15 protein-coding genes and 1 pseudogene are annotated in these 18,351 nt (G+C 65.6%); 6 read left to right on the top strand and 10 right to left on the bottom strand.

Going from position 1 to position 18,351, the window contains the following annotated elements:
* Window positions 1-128 precede the first annotated feature (128 nt).
* The 4 genes and pseudogenes from AC27L4_RS17225 to AC27L4_RS17210 form a co-directional block, all read left to right on the top strand.
* Window positions 129-1,208, top strand: a complete 1,080-nt coding sequence (locus tag AC27L4_RS17225; RefSeq protein ID WP_487143455.1) for an ABC-three component system protein — start codon at window positions 129-131, stop codon at window positions 1,206-1,208.
* Window positions 1,205-1,702 carry an ABC-three component system middle component 2 gene (locus tag AC27L4_RS17220; protein WP_487143454.1) on the top strand — a complete coding sequence of 166 codons (498 nt, stop codon included), beginning with the start codon at window positions 1,205-1,207 and terminating at the stop codon, window positions 1,700-1,702. Before AC27L4_RS17225 ends, AC27L4_RS17220 begins: the two co-directional genes overlap by 4 nt.
* On the top strand, window positions 1,699-3,543 hold the full coding sequence (locus AC27L4_RS17215; RefSeq protein WP_487143453.1) for an ATP-binding protein: 1,845 nt from the start codon (window positions 1,699-1,701) through the stop codon (window positions 3,541-3,543). The genes AC27L4_RS17220 and AC27L4_RS17215 overlap by 4 nt, the downstream gene beginning before the upstream one ends.
* Before the next feature lie 129 nt (window positions 3,544-3,672).
* Window positions 3,673-4,539, top strand: a pseudogene (locus tag AC27L4_RS17210) (aminomethyl transferase family protein); the annotation flags it as partial.
* Window positions 4,540-5,108: 569 nt separating this feature from the next.
* Here AC27L4_RS17210 and AC27L4_RS17205 read toward each other — a convergent pair.
* The 8 genes from AC27L4_RS17205 to AC27L4_RS17170 all read right to left on the bottom strand — a co-directional run bounded on the left by AC27L4_RS17205 (window position 5,109) and on the right by AC27L4_RS17170 (window position 13,622).
* On the bottom strand, window positions 5,109-6,641 hold the full coding sequence (locus AC27L4_RS17205; RefSeq protein ID WP_487143452.1) for a Fic family protein: 1,533 nt from the start codon (window positions 6,639-6,641) through the stop codon (window positions 5,109-5,111).
* A gap of 343 nt (window positions 6,642-6,984) precedes the next feature.
* On the bottom strand, window positions 6,985-8,244 hold the full coding sequence (locus tag AC27L4_RS17200; RefSeq protein ID WP_487143451.1) for a cysteine desulfurase-like protein: 1,260 nt from the start codon (window positions 8,242-8,244) through the stop codon (window positions 6,985-6,987).
* Window positions 8,245-8,355: 111 nt separating this feature from the next.
* Entirely contained in the window at window positions 8,356-8,937 is a 582-nt protein-coding gene (locus AC27L4_RS17195; protein WP_487143450.1) for a cupin domain-containing protein, read from the bottom strand.
* A gap of 9 nt (window positions 8,938-8,946) precedes the next feature.
* Window positions 8,947-10,206: an allantoate amidohydrolase gene (locus AC27L4_RS17190; protein ID WP_487143449.1), complete on the bottom strand. Its 1,260-nt coding sequence runs from the start codon at window positions 10,204-10,206 to the stop codon at window positions 8,947-8,949.
* 191 nt (window positions 10,207-10,397) lie between these two features.
* Window positions 10,398-11,093, bottom strand: a complete 696-nt coding sequence (locus AC27L4_RS17185; protein ID WP_487143448.1) for an ABC transporter permease — start codon at window positions 11,091-11,093, stop codon at window positions 10,398-10,400.
* 9 nt (window positions 11,094-11,102) lie between these two features.
* Window positions 11,103-11,795 (bottom strand): ABC transporter permease, encoded by a 693-nt coding sequence (locus tag AC27L4_RS17180; protein ID WP_487143447.1) that lies wholly within the window; start codon window positions 11,793-11,795, stop codon window positions 11,103-11,105.
* Window positions 11,796-12,007: 212 nt separating this feature from the next.
* Window positions 12,008-12,781 carry a transporter substrate-binding domain-containing protein gene (locus AC27L4_RS17175; RefSeq protein WP_487143446.1) on the bottom strand — a complete coding sequence of 258 codons (774 nt, stop codon included), beginning with the start codon at window positions 12,779-12,781 and terminating at the stop codon, window positions 12,008-12,010.
* Between the two features lie 31 nt (window positions 12,782-12,812).
* Window positions 12,813-13,622, bottom strand: coding sequence for an ABC transporter ATP-binding protein (locus AC27L4_RS17170; RefSeq protein ID WP_487143445.1), 810 nt, complete (start codon window positions 13,620-13,622; stop codon window positions 12,813-12,815).
* 136 nt (window positions 13,623-13,758) lie between these two features.
* Here AC27L4_RS17170 and AC27L4_RS17165 point away from each other — a divergent pair, with 136 nt between their 5' ends.
* Window positions 13,759-14,850, top strand: a complete 1,092-nt coding sequence (locus AC27L4_RS17165) for an Ldh family oxidoreductase (protein ID WP_487143444.1) — start codon at window positions 13,759-13,761, stop codon at window positions 14,848-14,850.
* A 51-nt stretch (window positions 14,851-14,901) separates the two neighbouring features.
* Window positions 14,902-15,855: an arginase family protein gene (locus AC27L4_RS17160; protein ID WP_487143443.1), complete on the top strand. Its 954-nt coding sequence runs from the start codon at window positions 14,902-14,904 to the stop codon at window positions 15,853-15,855.
* 136 nt (window positions 15,856-15,991) lie between these two features.
* On the opposite strand, the gene AC27L4_RS17155 is transcribed toward AC27L4_RS17160, so the two are convergent.
* Together AC27L4_RS17155 and AC27L4_RS17150 are read right to left on the bottom strand one after the other, a co-directional pair.
* Complete coding sequence (locus AC27L4_RS17155) at window positions 15,992-16,771, bottom strand: class I SAM-dependent methyltransferase (RefSeq protein ID WP_487143442.1); 780 nt, start codon at window positions 16,769-16,771, stop codon at window positions 15,992-15,994.
* A 193-nt stretch (window positions 16,772-16,964) separates the two neighbouring features.
* A complete protein-coding gene (locus AC27L4_RS17150) occupies window positions 16,965-18,311 on the bottom strand; it encodes an aspartate aminotransferase family protein (protein WP_487143441.1) in 1,347 nt (448 codons plus the stop codon).
* Between the last annotated feature and the right edge of the window lie 40 nt (window positions 18,312-18,351).

Genomic DNA, 18,351 nt, shown 5'->3' with positions numbered 1-18,351 from the left:
GTTGCGAGATATTTCGAAATCATTTAAGTCGTAACAACATGTGAATGCAAACAAGGGAAGGCAGGGGCCAACGACCGTGGGGAATGCGCTCCGCCAACACGCGTCGCCCCTGGGCCCGGAGGGCGCGTATGAAGCCACCGACACGCGCAATAATCGTGAAGGTAATTATTAGCGCTGCCGACCCATTTGAGATTCGTTCCGGCCCAGCCATCCCACCAATTGAACGGATAAAGATCTTCTCTGCTGTTCAATGGGAAGAATGCGTCGACGAATGGGCGTCGAGCCTGAGGGATTACAAGTTGGTCGAACGTGCCGGCAGCGCAGGAGACCAAGGTTGCGATATCGTCGCGACCGTCGATCCGTCAGAGAAAGACAGCCCGTGGGACAATTACCAGTGCAAGCACTATGATCACGCCCTGACCCCGAGCGACATATGGATCGAGCTGGGGAAGCTTTGTTATTACGTATTTAATGGCGCCTACAGTTTGCCGCGCCAGTATTTCTTCGTTGCACCAAGGGGTGTGGGCACGAAGCTCATGCGCCTACTCAAGAAGCCGAACGAACTCCGAGCAGGGTTGATTGCAAACTGGCCGGAAAAATGCGCCCCGCATATTACGAAGACGCGCACCGTTCCCCTCGAAGGCGCGCTCCTCGACTATGTTCAGAAATTTGACTTCAGTCGGGTCGGTCATCTGCCGCCCCTGAGGTTGATTGAGGGACATCAGCGCACACCATACTTCGCTGTCCGATTCGGTCTCGGACTGCCGGAAAGGGCACTGGCGCCGCAGCCGCCAACGGAGATTGCGGCTTCTGAGAGCCGGTACGTGGCGCAGCTTCTTGAGGCCTACGGAGACAATAAGCGCGCGGCCTTCGCATCTCCCGGCGCGTTGCCTCCCACTGAGCAACGCCATTTTCAGCGGGCAAGGGAAGGCTTCTACTGCGCTGAGGCGCTCCGGAGCTTCTCAAGGGATACGTTGCCGCCGGGAGCCTTTGAGAACCTGCAGGACCAAATCCACGATGGCGTAATCGACACCGCGGAGGCGGCGCATGCTTGTGGGCTCACCCGTCTGAACGCGACCGTTGAGCACGCGACAAAACTCGATATCACGAGTTCGGCGCTACTCGGACGTGTTGAGCCGAAGGATCGGCGAGGCATATGTCATCAGCTGGCAAATGATGACCGCCTTACGTGGGTGCCGGTGTCATGATCCACGCGACACGCAATCCTTCACCCTTCAACAGCGCGCTCGAAACTGGCGTACGTGCACTTGCCATTCTCGTTGAGGCCTACCCGTCGGCCTACGACCTTCAGCGCCTACTATACTTTGATTACCTCGTGGTGCATTCGCAGGATGCCGATGGTCCGGAAAGTCTCCATCCAAACACACCGCTTCGGAATGGAGAACTCTTGGTTCGCCGCGGGGTCATCGAACGAGGTCTCCTCCTCCTGATCAGCCGCGGCTTGGTCGAAAGGCACGCAGACATCGACGGTATTACCTATCGCGCCTCTGACGAGGCTGCGCCTTTTCTCGATTGTCTTCAGGCGAGCTATAGCCAAGTACTTCGCAATCGCGCGCAGTGGGCCGTCGATCAGTTCGGCGCGGAGGAGGAGGATGCGCTGAGGAGCTATTTCGACGCACGTTTCGAGCGCTGGACAAGGGAGTTTCAGGCGACGAAGCTCCCCCCGGAGCGCTTGCTATGAGCGGCGTTCAGTTGCGCACGCTTCGCGTGACAGGCCCTGGCAAGCCGGACGCGGAAATCACCTTTGGCGCCGGGCTCAACGTAGTTTCTGGCCCATCGGAAACCGGTAAGTCCTACCTGGTGGAGGCAATCGACTTCATGCTGGGCGGCGCCACGCCGCCTCGCCAGATTCCAGAGAGTAGTGGATACGATCAGGCGCACCTGACGATCGAGGCGGGCGACGGGAAGAACTATCTATTGACTCGCGCTCTGCAAGGCGGGGACTTTCTCCTCAGCGAACCGTCGAATCCGAGCACGCAGCAAGTTACGCTCTCTGCACGGCACTCAGCCACGGATCCAGACAACATCAGTACATTTCTATTACGCCTGGTCAATCTTGATCAGAAACGATTACGCAGGAACATCAACAATGAACTGCAGAATCTGAGCTTTCGAAATCTTGCTCCGCTGCTCATTGTGGATGAAGAGAGCATCATCAAGAAGGAATCACCCATTTTCACGGGCGAATCCACGCAAAAAACGACTCAGACAAGTATTCTAAAGTTGCTACTTACAGGCATAGATGATAGCTCTCTTGTTTCAACAAAGAAAAAAGTCATTGTCAAAGCGGAGATTGAAGGGCAAATCCTCGCGTTTGATCAACTAATCGCAGATTTCGAAGCAGAACTAAAGGAATATACGAACGATCCCGATGGCCTTCTGGATCAAAATGAGCGCCTCGAAGCGTCCATTCTGGCTAGTGAAGCAGTGCTGGCAACCGAACGCTCTGTATTCCAAACACAAGAGCGTGCGCGTCGCCAGGCGTGGGAGGAGCACGAGCGGATCGAAAGCCGCGAGAGCGAGATCGACGGTCTCGAGGAGCGTTTTGTCCTACTAGATCAGAGCTACGCCTCGGATCTAGAACGCCTTGAGGCTATTGCCGAGGCTGGTCAGTACTTCGTCGCCCTGTCTGCGGAAACCTGCCCCCTTTGTGGCGCCCCAGTCGGCGACCATCATCATGATAATAGGACGCCACATGACGGCGACATCGAACGCCTTAGAACGGCGTGTGCCAGCGAGATCACTAAGATCAGGAAGTTGCGGCTTGAGCTTGGCGAAGCCATTGCCGATCTGGTCGGGGAGCGCGAGGCCCTGCGCGCCGACGCGCGTGCAGCCCACGCATCGTTTCGCGCAGCCGATACGCTAGTGCGTGAGATTTTAACGCCCGCACTCTCAGTGGCCAGGCTGAAATACAATGAACTACTTGATACTCGAGGGCAGGTTCGCCACTCGATCGTCCTTGTCGAGCGACTCAATGCACTTCGACTTCGAAAGGCTGACGCGGAAGCAGCTTTGGGAACTGCAGGGAAAACCAACGAGGAGCGGCCAGGTCTGCCGGCTGCGAGTGTCCAGGCGCTGAGTGTTGCGGTCGAGACCCTACTCGACGCATGGCACTTTCCGCACGGAAAGCCGGTCTATTTTGAGGAGCAGCGGCACGACCTAGTACTCGGTAATCGCCGCCGCGGAGAGCAAGGAAAAGGCTTACGTGCATTAACGCATGCGGCCTTCACGATCGGGCTGCAACTTGCTATAATGGCTCTCAAGCGAAATGCTCCCGGCTTCGTGGTGCTCGATTCGCCGCTGGTCACGTTCCGCGAAGCGGATCACGAAGACGATCTCGCACCAGACCTGAAGCTCGATGTGAAACAAGCATTCTATAGCGACTTGGCGACGCGATCAGCGGATATCCAGGTCATCATTCTTGAGAATGAAGATCCAGCCGCGAGTCTCGCATCAAACATGACTATGCACTTCTTCTCGAAACAGAAAACGCAGGGGCGCTACGGCTTCTTTCCAGTTTAGTGCGCGTCCCGCTCGTGGGACGCATCCGCTTGTAGTGAGCCGGCACACCTTGGTCGAGCTGAATTCAGACGATGGCTGGTCATCGCCAGATCGTGCGGCGTGAGATGCACCCGCCTTGCATGGGTGACGCGCGGCGGCATCGAGGCCGACCTCACCGTGGCGCGGCTCGGGCCGGAGGAGTACTACATCGTCACCGGCACCGGCTTCGCCACGCATGACCTCGACTGGATCCGGCGCAACATCCCGGCCCGCCTCGACGCCCGCGTCGCCGACATCACCTCCCAGAACGCGGTGCTGGTGCTGATGGGGCCGCGCTCGCGCGACATCCTGTCGGCCGTGACCGGCGACGACCTCTCCAATGCCGGCTTCCCGTTCGGCGCGGTCCGGCGCATCCACGCCGCCGGCGCGCCGGTGCTGGCGCTGCGCGTCACCTATGTCGGCGAGCTCGGCTGGGAGCTGCACGTGCCGACCGAGTTCGCCCTCTCGCTCTACGAGGCGCTGATGGCGGCGGGCGCGGCGCACGGCATCGCCAATGCCGGCTATCGCGCCATCGAATCGCTGCGGCTGGAGAAGGGCTATCGCGCCTGGGGCGCCGATATCGGGCCGGACCATTCGCCGCTGATGGCCGGGCTCGGCTGGGCCGCCAAGCTGCGGCGGGACGTGCCCTTCCTCGGGCGGGAAGCCCTGGTCGCCCAGCAGGCCAAGCCGCTGCCGCGCCTGATGGCCGGCTTCACGGTCGAGGATCCCGACATCGTGCTGCTCGGCCGCGAGACGATCTACCGCGACGGTCGGCGCTGCGGCTGGCTGGCCTCGGCGGGCTTCGGCTACACCCTGGGCAAGGGCATCGGCTACGGCTATGTGCGCGACCCCGCCGGCGTCGACGCCGACCATGTTCTCTCGGGGTCCTACGAGCTGGAGGTCGCGACCGAGCGTGTGAAGGCGGAGGTGTTCCTGGCGCCGCCCTACGACCCGGCCATGGCGCGGGTGAAGGGGTGAGAGGGCAGGTCTCCACGCGGGCAGGGTGCGGAAGGGCGTCTGCGGCGGCGCTCTCCGGAGGTGGAGGCAGCAGGTTCGAATCGGGTCGCGCGGATCAGAGCCTGACCCTCTATGCAAGAATAAAAAGAGAACAAGCATTCCACTGGAGCAAAGCGCGTTTTGGTGGAAACGCGCTTTGCTCCAACTCCTTGTTTCGACGCGTCTTTGCGACTTGACGCGATTCCGTCAAATCGCAAAACGCTTTAGCGTGAGACCGTAGAGGAATTCGGCGCGATGTGAGCGTCGATCTGGCGAACTGGATCGACGAACAATGAGTCATCTCGCCGGAACAACCCCGTCGGGAGCCGGCTTGGACAGTGTCTCCACGGGGATGTGAAGAGCATGGCTCCGATGGGGCGGGATGCTTCCAACGTATCGACGAGGCGATCGGTCGTGTCAGGATCGTCGATCATCGCTGAACCTTGCAGCCGACCACCGGTCCACGGGCCTCGTCGGGCAGGACGAGCCTCGATGGGACAGCATCACTCCACCTGTCATGGAATTCGTCGCTACTCACATCGACCGCATTCCTAACGGTCCGCATATATGGCCTCGATCCGCGCCGCCTCGTCGTCGGTCAGGGCCGCGAACTCCTTCTCGCGCGCTCGCTTCGACAGCCTGCCTCCGTCCTGCCGCAGGAAGCGGTGCATGAGGTCGAGCAGCCGGTCCGGCATGTCGATCATCCCCTTCACCTGCGCCTTGAAACGATCGTAGCTCCTGAGGAACGCGGCCTCGGCGGGCAGGTCGACATCGATTGCGCGCGCGAGGCATTCGAACAGAAACTCCGCGTGGGGCGTCGCATCGAAATAGCGATAGAAGTCCGCGGTCTCGTTCAGGACCTCGACATTGCCTCGGTCGGTCGGGCGCCAGCGAATGAGCGGCAGAAGACGGCGTGAATAGCTGTCCAGCACGCTCCGGTAGTCCTGGATCCGATCGAGGATGACGGCCGATACCGGGAAGACAAGACCGGGCGGGTTGAAGCCCCGCTCCGCCAGGACATGATGCATGAGATAGCGGTGGAGACGACCGTTACCGTCCTCGAACGGATGGATATACACGAAGCCGAATGCGAGAACGGCCGCGGCAAGGACCGCATCAAGCCCCTGCGCGGCGCCACGATCAAAAGCCGCCAGGCCGTCGATCAAGGCAGGCAGGTCCTGATGTCGCGCGCTGATGTGATCGGGAACGGGTGTCCCGTCCTGCCGGTCGTGCTCGCCGATAAACCCGCCCTGTGCTCTCAACCCGAGGTGTACGAAACGTGCGTCACCGATGACGATGCGCTGCAAGCGCTCCAGTTCGGCGCGGTCGATCGGACGGCGGCCCGCCCCGCCGATCGCGGATCCCCAGCGCTGAATGCGATCCTGGGGCGGATCCTCGCCCTCGATCTCAAAACTCGACCGTGAATCCCTGAGGAGCAGAAAGGCGGCGGTGCGGGCAAGGAGGTCGACGGGCAGGTCGGCCACGAGACGGCGCGCCTCACCGCCGAGATTGCGGGCGACAAGCCGCTCCAGCACCGGCGTGCGAAAGATCAGCGGGCAGTATGCGGGCGTGCCGGGCAGATTGTTCTTGACGCGATGGCGCGATGACGCTGTGCCGGCAATCGTCCATTGCTGGTCGGGATCGACGGCAGGAGCGTAGCGTCCCTGCGTCGCGTCAGGCAGGTCGAGCCGAGCGTCGAGCAGCCATTCGTACAAGAACCAGATCCGTCGTGCGTAGGCGCCGGTTGGCGTTGCACGGACAAACGCCGCGATCGGCTCCGGCCCCGTAGCCTGGAACAGCGTCTTCAGAACGGCGAGGTCGAGGCCTTCATAGCGAAGCGCGAAGGTGAGATGCCCCCCGAGACCGGCTTCCGGCCGGTGGCGTGGCGTATAAAATCTCCACCCGCCGGCCTCGTAAACCTTGTGCCGCGGGCCGACCGCGGCCAAGCGGATCGGCACCGGCACTGCCAGTTCGAACGCGTCGATCAAGGCGGCGTAGCCAACGGGAATCGCGGCTTCCGGCAACGGACGACCGTGAAAAGCCGTTACAGCTTCTGAAAATGGCTTTCGCTGCCCGGAGTCCATGAATTTCGATACGGACCCATGAAGAACGCGCCTATGCTTATCTTTCTATGAAAATCGATCAGATTCAATGATTTTTCATGAAAAATAATCATAATCCATGAAAAATGATTCCGAGGTCTTTCGGCCGGCCTGCTCCTGGAGGCCCATCATGCCGCGCCCGGGGAGATCGTGCTCGATCTCGACGCCAGGGACGGTCCGGCGCCCGGTGAGCAGGAGACGGCCGGCCCACATGCCCACCTGGCCACCTCGGCGGCGGCCGCTCCGGCGCGGGCCGCGAGATCCGCTTCGGGCATGGCCCGCACCGCCGGGCAGCCTCGCCCCGGATCGGACCGAGGCATCCGCGCTACCGGCCGCTCAGCGACCTGTCCACGGCCTGGATCACCCGGTCGATCTCCTCGGCCGTGTTGTAGTGCACCGGCCCGACGCGGATGCCGCTGCCGCGGTCGAGGATGCCGAGACGGCGGTTGGCCTCGAGCCCGTAATTGTGGCCGCTCCAGACCTGGAGGCCCTCGGCCGCCCAGGACTTCACGAGGTCGGCCGAGGACGCCTCCTCGACGAAGAAGCTGACCGTCGAGACGCGCCGGCCGATCGCCGCCGGATCGGTGATGCCGAGGACGCGGACGCGATTGAACGGCTTCAGCCCGTCGATCAGCCGCTGCGTGAGCATGTCGTCGTGCTGCTTCATCACCTTGAAGCCCGATGCGAGCTGCTCGCGCAGCCCGGCCGAGCCGGCGAGCCCCGAATCGAAACGCGACAGGCCGGCGATGTGGTCGATCGCGGCGTGCACGCCGGCGAGCTGCTCGCGGTTCGTGGTGCCGGTGGTGAAACGCCAGGGCAGCTCGTTGGACGCCGCCCGCACCTTGTAGGGGCGCAGCCGGTCCAGCACCTCGCGCCGGCCCCAGAAGATGCCGTAGTGCGGACCGAAGAACTTGTAGGCCGAGCAGACGAGGAAGTCGCAACCGAGCGCCTGCACGTCGATGAGGCCGTGCGGGGCATACTGGACCGCGTCGACATAGACGAGCGCGCCGGCCTCGTGGGCGATCGCCGAGATGGCGGCGACGTCGTTGATCGTGCCGGTGACGTTGCTGGCGTAGCACACGGCGACGAGGCGCGTGCGCTCGGTCATCAGGGCCTCGAGATCGGCGAGATCGAACTCGTAGGTCTCCGGCGAGAAGTCCAGCCAGCGCACGACCAGCCCCTTGTCTTCCGCCAGCATGAGCCAGGGCGCGACATTGGCATCGTGATCCATGCGCGAGAGGACGATCTCGTCGCCCTCCTTCAGGAGCGAGCCGATGCTGCGCGACATGGCGAAGGTCAGCGTCGTCATGTTCTGGCCGAAGAAGACCTCGCCGGTCTCGGCCGCGTTCACCAGCGTCGCCGCCGCGCTGTGGGCCTTGCCGACAAGCTCGCCCGCTTCGAGCGAGGTTTCGAAGTATCCGCCGAGATTGCTGTTGGTATGCAGCATGGCGGCCGCCATGCGGTCGACCACCAGAAGGGGCACCTGCGTGCCGGCCGGGTTGTCGAGGAAGGCGACCGGCTTGCCGTCGCGCTGGCGGGCAAGGCCCGGGAATTGCCGCCGGACATCCTGCACATCATAGGCCATGAGCATTCTCGCGCTGGGGGACCAATGCCCTCCGATTAAGGAGGGGGCTTGCTGAAGTCAAGCAACATTCCTATTTAGAAATATCCTTGACCCCTTTCGATATCGGCAGGATCAGAAGGTCGGCGGCGTGTTCACCCACAGGACGCGGGCCTCGACCTCCCCGTCGTTGCGGTAGCCGTGCGGGAGGGAGGAGTCGAAGTAGAACGAATCCCCCTCGGCGAGCTCGCGCTCATGTCCGTCCACGACGAGCGTGAAGGCGCCGGCGAGGACATAGCCGAACTCCTGGCCGCCATGGCTGATGAAGTCCGGGCTGCCGCCGGCGGCCGGGATGACGTGGATGTTGATCTGCAGGAGCTGGTCGGGCCGATGCGGCACCAGCCGCTCGAGCACGACCTTGTTTCCGGCCCGCAAATGCCCCGCCTCCAGCCGCGGCCGTTCCCTGGCGCGCACGACCGTCACGGCGCCCTCGCCCTCGGGCGCAGCGGCGAAGAGCGCGCTCATGTTGGTGTCCAGCGCCTGCACCAGCTTGTGCAGCGTCGCCAGGGACGCCTGCGAGCGCCCATTCTCCAGCTTCGACAGATAGCCTTCGGTGACGCCGACACGCTGGCCGAGCTCATTGAGGCTCAGGCCCATCAGAAGCCGGGCATGCTTGAGTTTGGCGCCGATCCTGACATTGGCGTCTGGCGTTTCCATCATTCCTCCTCAGTGCGGTCCCACGTCTCCCGTCGCGTGGCGCAGCACGGCCCGCGCCAGGACCTCGCAGCCATCGGCGACATGCCTCGGATCGGTCCACTCGCTCTCGTTGTGGCTGACGCCGTCGCGCGACGGCACGAAGATCATGGCGCTCGGCGCCACCGTCGCGAGATTGCTGGCGTCGTGCATCGCCCCGCTCGGCAGGCGACGGGTCGCGATGCCGAGTTCTGCGGCCGAGGCCTCGATGTTTGCCTGCATCGCCGGATCGAAGCGAACCGGCGCGACGTCCATCATGCGCTCGACCGTGCCTTCCACCCCTTCCGTGCCGCGCAGGGCGGCAACGTCCCGACGGAAGGCTGCATCGATGCGGTCGAGACAGGCGACCTCCGAATGGCGCAGATCCGCGGTCATGCGGACATGGCCCGGCACGGTGTTGATCGAACCGGGCTCGACGGTGGCGCGGCCGAAGGTGATGCGGAACGCCTCGTCCAGCGCCAGCGCAGCCGCCCGCATGTCGACGGCCAGCCGCGCCGCGGCCATGAAGGCATCGCGCCGGTCGCGCGCCGGCGTCGTGCCGGCGTGACGGTCCTCGCCGGCGAGATCGACCGACAGCCATCGCACGCCGTGCACGCCTTCGACGACGCCGACCGACACGCCCGCCCGCTCCAGCACAGGCCCCTGCTCGATATGGAGCTCGTAGTAGCCGGCTATGCGCCCGGTCAGCCGGGTCGAACCGCCATAGCCGATGCGATGCAGCTCGGGATAGAACGGCACGCCGCCGACACCGCTGATCGCGGACGCATCATATGACCGGATGGCGCCGACGAAGCCGCCGGACCCGGTCAGGCCGGGCGAGAAGCGCACGCCCTCCTCGTTCGTCCAGTTGACGACCGTCACGGCGTGCTCGGTCTCCGCGCCGAGCGCGTTCAGCGCGCGCACCGTCTCCAGCCCGGCCAGGACGCCCAGGACGCCGTCGAAACGGCCGCCATGCGGCTGGGTGTCGAGGTGGCTGCCCACGAGCACATGGGCGGCATCGCGCCGGCGGCCGGGACGGGTGGCGAAGACGTTGCCGAACGGATCGATGCTCACCGCGCAGCCGGCCTCGCCGGCCCAGCGCACGAACAGGTCGCGCGCCTGCCGGTCCTCGTCGGTCAGGGCGAGGCGGCAGCAGCCGCCGTGCGGCAGCGCGCCGATCTCGGCCATCGTCATGAGGTTCGACCACAGCCGTTCGCCATCGGTCAGGCGTGCCGGCCTTGCATGCGCGTTCATGACGAAATCCAGGTCGTCTTCAAAAAGGTCTTGGTCATTGCGTTTTCCCCAGGGCAGAGCGCGTTTCGGTGGAAACGCACTTTGCTTCAACTCCTTGTTTCGACGCGTCTTTGCGACTTGACGCGAGTCCGTCAAATCGCAAAGACGCTCCAGCGAAGAGGCCCGGAGCCCCCCGCGGCGCGGTGCCTCGCTCAGATGCCGGCGCGGCGCAGATGGACCAGCAGTCTCTGTTCGAGGAGACCGTACGAAAGGCGGATGAGGCCGACGATGGCGAGATAGATCACGCCGGCGATGGCGAAGCCCTCATAGGTAAAATAGTAGATCGTATTGAAGTTGCGTCCCGCCCCGACAAGGTCGATCACCGTCACCAGGCTGGCGATGGCGGTGGCGTGGAGCAGGAAGATGATCTCGTTCTCGTAGCTCGGCAGCGCCCGGCGGAACGCGTTCGGCAGCACGACGATGCGCAGCGTCTGGAAAGGCGTCATGCCGACGGCGCGCGCCGCTTCCACCTCGCCGTGCGGAACCGCCTCGATGGCGCCGCGCAGGATCTGCACGAGATAGGCGCATGTGCCGAGCGAGAAGGCGATGAGCAGGCAGGTCCAGGCCTCGCGCAGCCACGGCCAGAGCACGCTGGTGCGGATGAAGGCGAACTGCGCGAGCCCGTAATAGAGCAGGTAGACCTGCACGATCAGCGGGGTTCCGCGGAAGACGTAGCTCACCGCTTCGATGACCGGCGCCGCGACCGGCACCTTGCGCGTCAGGACCAGCGCCAGCGGCACGGCGAGCACCGAGGCAATGACGGCCGAGACGACCAGCAGCAGCACCGTGTTGCGCAGGCCGGTCAGGAAGAGCGGGATGTGGTCGACGGCGACCTGCCAAGCGTACATGGCGGCGCCTCAGACCGAAACGGCGCGAGTGCCGCGCCCCAGCCGGCGACCGAGCCGGCGGAAGGCGAGGTCGGAAAGGCCGGTGTAGACGAGATAGAGCGCCGCCACGACCAGCATGAAGGTGAAGGGCTCGCGGGTCGAGCGGCCGATCGACAGGGCGGCATAGACCGCGTCCTGCAGGCCGATGACGGAAACGAGGGCGCAGGCCTTCACCAGCGTCAGCCAGATGTTCCAGAAGCTCGGCAAGGCCAGCCGCATCAGGGGCGGCAGCACGACGAGGCGCGCCAGCGTCAGGGTCGGCATGCCGAAGGCGATGCCCGCCTCGATCTCTCCCTGCGGGATGGCGAGATAGGCGCCGCGGAAGGTCTCGGTGAGATAGGCGCCGAAGATGAAGCCCACCGACACGATGCCGGCGGTGAAGGGCTCGATGCGGATCGGCTCCGCCTGCATGGCATCGGCCACCGCGTTGATCGCGGTCTGGCCGCCGAAGTAGATCAGCAGCATCAGCACCAGCGGCGGCATGCCCCGCACGACCACCGTATAGACCAGCGCCAGCGCCCGGACCGGCCGGCTGCCGGCAAGGCGGGCCCAGGCGCCGACAAGGCCGATTGCCGTCGCCAGCACCATCGCGCTCAGGCTGAGCACGACCGTCACGAGCATGCCGCGCAGGACGATCGGCAGGAAGTCGGCGAGCACACCCATGAGAACGAGCCTTGGAGATCGGACCTAAGCAGCTTCTCGTGGCTCTCGCCACGATTGATTTGGCATTTTTCAATGCAAAATCAATGCTGCTCGAACTTATAAGTGTAAGCAGGTTCGAGAGAACCTGCTTAGCGGCGCATGCCGCGGCGAAGGTTGACGGCCGGGCCCGGGGAACCGGCCGGCGCGCCGCGGGGGCGCGTCGGCAAGGCGCGTCATTCGTAGATGTCGAAGGTGAAGTACTTGTCGTTGATCGCCTTGTAGGTGCCGTCGGCGCGGATGTCCTTGAAGGCCTTGTCCAGCGCTTCCTTGAGCGCCGTGTCTTCCTTGCGCATGGCGACGCCCGCCCCCTCGCCGAGGCAGCCCGCGTCGCGCACCGGCTCGCCGGCCAGCGCGAAGCCCTTCCCGTCATCGCTCTTGAGGAAGGAGTTGGTGATCGCGACCGTGCCGTTGAAGGCGAGGTCGAGGCGACCGGAGGTCAGGTCGAGGTAGAGCGCGTCGGAGTTCGGGTAGACGGTGAGATTGGCCTTCGGATAGGCCTTCTTCACGTAGCACTCGTAGATGCCGGGCACGGCGCCGACGGTGGCGCCGCCAAGCGTCGGGTCCTTGAAATCGGCCTTGACGTCCGACTTGCCGACGAAAGAGGCCGAGGGGCGATAATAGGGATCGGTGAAGAGAAGCTGCTTCTTGCGCTCCTCGGTGATGCCCATGGACGAGAAGATGGCGTCGTAGCGGCGGGTCTGCAGGCCGGCGACGATGCCGTCCCAGTCCTGCTGCACGAATTCGCACTTGCGCTTCATCTTCTCGCAGGCGGCCATCGCGATGTCGACGTCGAAGCCGGCGATCTTGCCGTCCGAGGTCAGCAGGTTGAAGGGCGGATAGGCCGCCTCGGTGGCGAAGACGATGGTCTTGTCCTGCGCCGAGGCCGGCGCGGCGAGCCCGCCCATGAGGCAGGACAGAACGAGCCCGAAGGCCAGGTATTTTTTCATTGATGATCCCCTTGTGGTGATGGAGGCGCCGTCAGACGGCTGCCCGAGCGAGAAAGGCACGGAGTCGTTCGGACCGTGGCTGGCGGAAGATCTCCTGCGGCGGCCCGGCTTCCTCAACTTCGCCCTGGTGGAGGAACAGCACCTTCGCGGAGACGTCGCGAGCAAAGGCCATCTCGTGCGTCACCACGATCATGGTCCGGCCTTCCTCGGCAAGGCCGCGAATGACCTTGAGCACTTCGCCGACAAGCTCGGGATCGAGGGCGGATGTCGGCTCGTCGAACAGGACGGCGGCCGGCTCCATGGCGAGCGAGCGCGCGATCGCGGCACGCTGCTGCTGGCCGCCGGACATGAAGGCGGGGTAGACGTCGCGCTTCTCGTAGAGCCCGACGCGCTGGAGATAATGCTCCGCTCTCTCCCGCGCCTCGGTCCGGCTCTTGCCCAGCACATGGACCGGCGGGGTCATGACGTTCTCCAAGACGGTCATGTGAGACCAGAGGTTGAAGCTCTGGAACACCATGCCCAGCGACGCGCGGATGCGCCGCACCTGCGCCTTGTCGGCGGCGACGAGCCCTTCCGGCGTCGGCCTGAGGTCGAGCTTCTCGCCGCGGATATGGATGGCGCCGCTCGTCGGCATCTCCAGGAGGTTCAGACAGCGCAGGAAGGTGCTCTTGCCGGATCCGCTGGCGCCGATGATGGAGATCACGTCGTGATTGGCGGCTTCGAGCGAGACGCCGCGCAGAACCGACAGCGGGCCGAAATCCTTGCAGATCCGCTCCGCGACGATGATCGGCCGAGCCGCGCCTGTGCCGCTCCCGCTGCTGTCCCTGTCCACGCTCAGCATCCGCCGCTCCATTCGGGAGCAGTTGGCATTCGCCTGTCTCTTATGTCAAGTATATTGACACATAGGATAAAAATATTCACATAAGGCATATCAAGCGCGGAGCGCCCGCGCCGATCGCCAGCAGCGGGCCGTTTTCATGCACATCGCGATCCATCACCTGCGCACCCTCTATGCCGATGTCGCCCGCCGGCACGGCGCCGGGGAAGAGGAGGCAGGGATCTTCGCCGACGGGCTGCTGAAGGCCGATCTGCGCGGCCACCACACGCAGGGCATCGGCCTGCTGCCCTATCTCGACGAGCTCCATGAGGCGGGCGCGCTGCATTTCGCCCGCCCCTTCACCGTGGAACGCGAGACCGTCGCCACCGCGCTGGTCGACGGCAATGGCGGCTGCGGCCATTTCGTCGGCCATAAGGCGATGGAACTCGCCATTTCCAAGGCAGAGACAGCCGGCATCGGCTTCGTCACGGCCAAGCGGTCGGGCGACTACGGCATGGCCTCGAACTACGCGCTGCAGGCGCTGGAGCGCGGGATGATCGGCCTCTCGATGAGCACCGGGCCCGTCCTCGTCGCGCCATGGGGCGGGCGCGACGCCTATTTCTGCACCAACCCGCTGGCGCTGGCGGTGCCGAGCGGCACGCAGGACCCCATCGTCATCGACATGGCGACCAGCGCCGGCTCCATGGGCAAGGTCGTGCTTGCCGCCCGCGACGGCAAGCTCCTCGACGAGAAGGCAGTGGTCGACCAGGACGGCGTCTACACCGACGATCCCTTGCGCGTCATCCTCAACGTGATGGACCGCGAGTCGCGCATGTCCGGCGCGCTGCTGCCTGCCGGTCCCAAGGGCTTCGGCATGATGCTGATCGTCGAGCTGCTCTCGGCGCTGCTCAGCGGCGAGCGCGAATGGCAGGGCGAGCGCCCGGCCGATCCCACCGGCCGCGCCGCCTATTATGCCCACACCTTCATCGCGATCGACGTGGCCCGCTTCCAGGATCCGTCCGTCTTTGCCGCCGCCGCCGACCGGATGATCGCCACGCTGACCCGCTCGCGCCCGGCGCAGGGCTTCGAGAGGGTGCGGCTGCCGGGCGGGGGAGCGGCGGAGACCGAGCGAGACTACCGCGCCAACGGCATCCGGCTGCGCGATGAGGAGTGGGCGATGGTCGAGGCCATGGCCCGCAAGCGCGGCATCGCGATTCCCGGGCAATATGTCGGACAAACAAATGCCGGCTGAGGCATTCCGCGCCCTTCCTTCCTTTTCCCTCCACCGTCCGAGGCTTCGCTCATGACCGACAAACCCGATCTCGCCGCCCTGTTCGGCTCCACAGCCTCGACCTTCATGGGGATCGAGGCGTGCTCCGATCTCAACAGCCTGACGGCCCCGATCGCGCTGATCGGTGCGCCGTGCGCCAGCCCGTACAGCGCGGTCGGCGCCTATTGCCGCCACGCGCCGGACGCGCTGCGCGAGGCCACCGTGCCGCTCGCCGCCAATCTCCGGCACCATGATTTCGACCTCGGCGGCCCTCTCTTTCCGAGCGCGGACCTCGCCGCGGTCGACTGCGGCAACCTGCCCTTCGACGAGGCCGACGCTGCCGGCAACCGTGCGATCATCCGCGAGGCGATCACCACGATCCGTTCGCGCGGCGCGGTGCCGATCACCCTGGGCGGCGACGACTCCATCCCGATTCCGGTCCTGGAGGCGCTCGGCGCCACCGGCGAACGCTTCACCATCCTGCAGATCGACGCGCATATCGACTGGCGCGACGACTATATGGGCGAGCGCCAGGGCCTTTCCTCGACCATGCGCCGCGCGTCCGAAATGAAGCACGTCGAGCGGATCGTGCAGGTCGGAGCGCGCAGCATCGGCTCGGCCCGGCCCCAGGACTACCAGGACGCCCTCGACTGGGGCGTGAAGTTCGTCACGGGCTACGAGGTCCACAAGCAGGGCGTCGAGGCCGCGCTCGACCTCATTCCGCAAGGCTCCAACATCGTCGTGTCGATCGACGCCGACGTGATGGATCCGGCGCTGGTCCCCGGCGTCATCGGCCGCTGCCCCGGCGGGCTGAGCTATTACCAGATGACCGACCTCATCAAGGGCGCCGCCGCACGCGGCCGTATCGCCGCGATGAACTTCGTGGAGTTCATGCCGGAACGCGACGTCGCGGGACTTGGCGCGCTCAACTTCGCCCGCGTCGTCATGACGTCGATGGGCGTGCTGGCGCGGCAGGCGGCACGCTGAAGAAGACGAGGCGGCGCCTTTTGCCGGCGCCGCCTCCGTCATCGCGTCGAAGGGCCGTCTCGCCTCGGCAAACGGGGCGAGATGTCACGGACGCCGCCCCCTTGATCCTGCTACGGCGGGCGTAAAGACCTGACGGTCAGTCCCGCACGCAGACATAGTGGAGGAGAGCGTCGGCCGCGACGCTTTCGCCCGGCTGCAGCACCCGGCCGTTCTCGCCGAAGCTGTCGATCAGCCGGAAGCCGGCGGCCGCGAGCTGGCGAGCCTGCGCCGCCGGATCGATATAGTAGAACAGGCCGTTCCAGTTGTGGGCGCTGTCGTTGAGGATGGCGTACTCGGCCTCCTCGCGGCGCAGGTGGCGCAGCCTCAGATAATTGTACCAGTTCAGCGGATGCACCGACTCGACGATCTGGCGCGGCCGCCAGGAGCGGGAATGCAGCGGCCCGCCGCCGGCCCGCCGCCAGTGCCGGTTGTGGGCCGAGAAGTAGAACATGCCGCCGGGCGACAGGAGGTCATGCACGGCGGCGAGGATGGTGAGGCGCTCGTCATGGCTGAAGGCGCTGAGGATCGCCCAGGCCCCCAGCACGAAGTCGAATTCCCCCCGCCCCAGGCCGCCGATGGCACGCACGTCCATCAGCTGGAATTCGGCCTGCGGGAAGGCGGCGCGCGCCGCCGCCAGCATCGGCTCGGAGATGTCGACGCCGAGATAGCGGCTTACCGCCGGCAGGAACTGGCGCGTCGTGCGCCCCGACCCGACGCCGAGATCGAGCATGCGCTTGCCGCGATAGGCCGCGGCATGGCGCCGGCGGAACGTCTCTTCCGCGGGGTGGTCGGCGAAGCCGGCGTAGAGCGCCGCCAGCTTCGGATCGAAGAACATGCGGGCATTGTGGTCGGTGGTGTCGAAAGCGGCCTGGCCCATGCGGCCCTCGCGTGGCTGGGGGAAATCCGGACCGGCATCCGGTCGTCGCGTCCGGGACGAGCCTCGTCCTCAAGGTTCTGCAGGCCCTGCGCCCCTGCCCGCCGGGCGGCATCCGCAGGGCCCGGCCGATAAGAGACCGTTCAAATCCGGACGGCAAGATCGACCTTCCGTTAAGGCTAATGCCGCCCGCCGGTCAGACCGAACGCGCCAGCAGGCCCGCGACCTCGGCCGCCGCGTCCAGGGTGACGGCGACGTCCTCCGGCGAATGGGCGGTCGAGACGAACAGGTTCTCGTAAGCGCCGGGATGGAACAGCACGCCGCGCGCCAGCATGCCCTCCCACCACTGCCGGAACAGCTCCTGGTCGGCATGGCGTTCCGCATCGCGATAGGTGCGGATCGGACGCTCGGCGAACCACACCTGCATCAGCGGGCCGAGGCCGACCACGCTGGCGGGCAGCCCGGCCCGCTCGAAGACCCGGCCGAGCCCGAGGCGGAGGCTGTCGGACACCGCGTCGAGGCGCTCATAGGTCCCGGGCGCGCCGAGCTCGTCGAGGGCGGCGCCGGCGGCTGCCACGGCGATGCCGTTGGCGGTGTAGGTGCCGGCCATCGAGACGGTGCCGTCGGCGACCAGCGCCATCACCTCGCGCCGGCCGCCGAGGGCGGCGACGGGGAAGCCGCCGCCGAGCCCCTTGGCGAACACCGAGAGGTCCGGCCGGATGCCGAAACGACCCTGCGCGCCGGCAAGGCCGAGGCGGAAGCCGGTGATGACCTCGTCGAAGATCAGCAGGATGCCGTGCGCCTCGGTCAGGGCGCGCAGCGCCTCGAGGTAGCCGGGCTCCGGCAGGATGCAGCCGGTGTTGCACATCACCGGCTCGGTCAGGACCGCGGCGATGGCATCGCCCTCGCGGGCGATCGCGTCCGCCAGGGCATCGGCATCGTTCCACGGCAGGATGATCAGGTTGTCCTCGACGCCGCGCGGCATGCCCGGCCCCTGGGCGACGGGCACGGGACGCTCGTCCGGGCCGGCCTTGGCGAGGGCGGGATGCTTGCTCCAGTAAACCCCGTCGGAAAAGCCGTGATACATGCCCTCGAAGCGGACGATCTTGCGCCGGCCGGTGAAGGCGCGGGCGAGACGGGTGGCGTAGAGCACCGCCTCGGTGCCCGTGTTGCACAGCCGCACCATATCGACGCTCGGCACCGCGGCGATGATCTTTTCCGCCAGCACCGCCTCGTCGGCGGTCGGCAGGGCGAACACCGTGCCGCGCCGCTCGATGAACTCGACCACGGCCTGCGTCACCCTGGCCGGGCGATGCCCGAGGATCATCGGGCCGAGGCCGAGGAGATAGTCGACATAGGCGTTGCCGTCGACGTCCTCCAGGCGCGAGCCCTGGCCGCTCGAGACGAACAGCGGATAGGGGTCCCAGCCCGACCAGGTGGCGCGGGCGGTGCTGTTGACCCCGCCGGGGATCACCCGGCGCGCCGCCTCGAACAGGGCGGCGCTGGTGGCGGTGCGGGCGAGCGGCTTGTCGACATAGTTCACGAATGTGGTCTCTCACGAAGGGAAGGGGCTGGGCGGCGCG

It is taken from the genome of Labrys sp. Lb11 (assembly GCF_057554225.1).
This window is presented reverse-complemented; position numbering and strand designations above follow the sequence as displayed.